Below are 1,681 nucleotides of genomic sequence, written 5' to 3'. Positions count from 1 at the left end.
GTGCGTACGAGGTCCTTCTACGCTGCGGGCGGCCGCACCTCTGGCACCTTCCACGGAGAATGCAGTCATGCAACGGACAGCGGGTCACAAGATGAAAATGCCATGCCAACATTTCATAAGAGGTTTCGTGATTCCAGTCGTTCAAACACAAAGGACACCAGCGTCTTTCTCTTTGAGCTAAGCCCCTTAGTCCCCGCTCAGTGACCCTCCCCAGGTTGTATACGGTGCCGCAATGCAAACTCTCGACGCCGGTGACTCTCTTGAGATCAGCTATGGATGACAAGTACACATACCCTGGGCCACATATCGCCGAGACAGGGGGCATGCCGCTGACATGCCAGCCCTCCAAGATATCGCACGCCCGAGTCCCGACAGTCCATACGAGCCTCGCCAAGTAATGATCGAGCGACTCAACGGCACTCGTGCCGAGGCCATGAAGCTCAATGGGAGGTAGTGGCGTCCAAGAGTTTCCTAGCACTGGACTCTTCACTCCCATAGCTCCTTGATCTGAGATGACCGGGCAGCAACCGAACCAGCGGCCATAGCCTTCTCAAACATGTGGATGTCGTTCCAAATGGTTTCGAGGTCGCTCTGCGAGCAAATCGAGCGCTCTACATGGGACCACCCTATTCCTCCGCCACCCTCTTCCGAAGCGAGCATCGCCGCACGCTCTAGAAGCTTGTCTAGTTCTCCGATAACGCCCCCGGTCGCTGCAAGCACTTCCGCATCGGAGCGCAGCAACGCTCGCACGTCGCAGCCCTTGTAGTGAGAGGCTCTCGAGCGGATCAGCGTCGCGAAGGCTTGTCTGTCCTCTGGCCTTCTCTCACTGTATGGCGGCACCCAGATGATATCTACTCGGCGCCGCAGCTCAGAGTGAATAGACCACATCTTCACTACTTCCGGGACGCCGGTCATGACGAAGCTTACGTTGGCATCCTCTGCAAACGCCATCAGATGCAGCGTGTGATCAGTCGGCCGCTTGTTCGCCCGATTCTTCAGAAAAGAGTTCGCTTGGTCAATTGATATTACGTTGCATGCTCTTGCTCGAAGCATCTGTTCGACACAATCCCATGTGTCCGACTCGGTTAGCTTTCGACCTTCCCTGGCACTCCACCAGTCTCCTGCCGCCTCCAGCCCTTTCAGCACATCCGGCGGAAGGGTCGACTTTCCGTCAATTTCAAACCACCGCACTGTGGGAACACGCAATTGCCTAAGCAAGGACTTCGCAAGGGAGAAAGAGCTGAAATAGGATTCCGTTTGAAGTCGTGCGTTACATTCGATAGCGGGGATCTTGCCTTTCGGCCAGTTCCTTGGGTGTCCATAGACTTCCCGCATAACAGAATGGCGAAGCGTGGTCTTGCCGACACCACTGGGACCGACGATGAATATCATACGGCCCGGCCTAAGACCGTCCATCGCCGCGACAAGCCGCCTTCTTGGGCCAACATAGTGCGGATGGAGTGTAAGCGCCATGTCTCAGCCCTCACTGTCAAACAGAGGGCCTTCCAAATCGGGCTTACGTGTCTTTTCCTTCTTTTCCGTTTTTGTCTTCTTCGGACGGATCGCATCATCAACCTTAGCCAAACTGTTCGTCTTGGCTTGCTCGATTCTGTCGTGGAGCTGCTTCCGAAGTAGCCTCTTAACCTCCCGGCTTAGCCTACGCGCGGTCGGTGCGTAGCAC

At 55.7% G+C, this 1,681-nt stretch carries 3 protein-coding genes; all 3 read right to left on the bottom strand.

The features are described 5' to 3' along the window. Positions 1-325: TniQ family protein (locus AC04L7_RS18180; RefSeq protein ID WP_475513630.1), on the bottom strand; the 325-nt coding region annotated here is incomplete at its 3' end. 161 nt (positions 326-486) lie between these two features. Further along, positions 487-1,392 carry an AAA family ATPase gene (locus tag AC04L7_RS18175; RefSeq protein ID WP_435996239.1) on the bottom strand — a complete coding sequence of 302 codons (906 nt, stop codon included), beginning with the start codon at positions 1,390-1,392 and terminating at the stop codon, positions 487-489. A gap of 84 nt (positions 1,393-1,476) precedes the next feature. Further along, positions 1,477-1,681 (bottom strand): hypothetical protein (locus tag AC04L7_RS18170; protein ID WP_475513629.1); only part of this gene is annotated, 205 nt, incomplete at its 5' end.

Source organism: Pseudoxanthomonas sp. LjRoot204_2, from assembly GCF_056175765.1.
The sequence above is the reverse complement of the archived record's forward strand: the minus strand, read 5'-3'. Positions and strand labels throughout refer to the sequence as shown.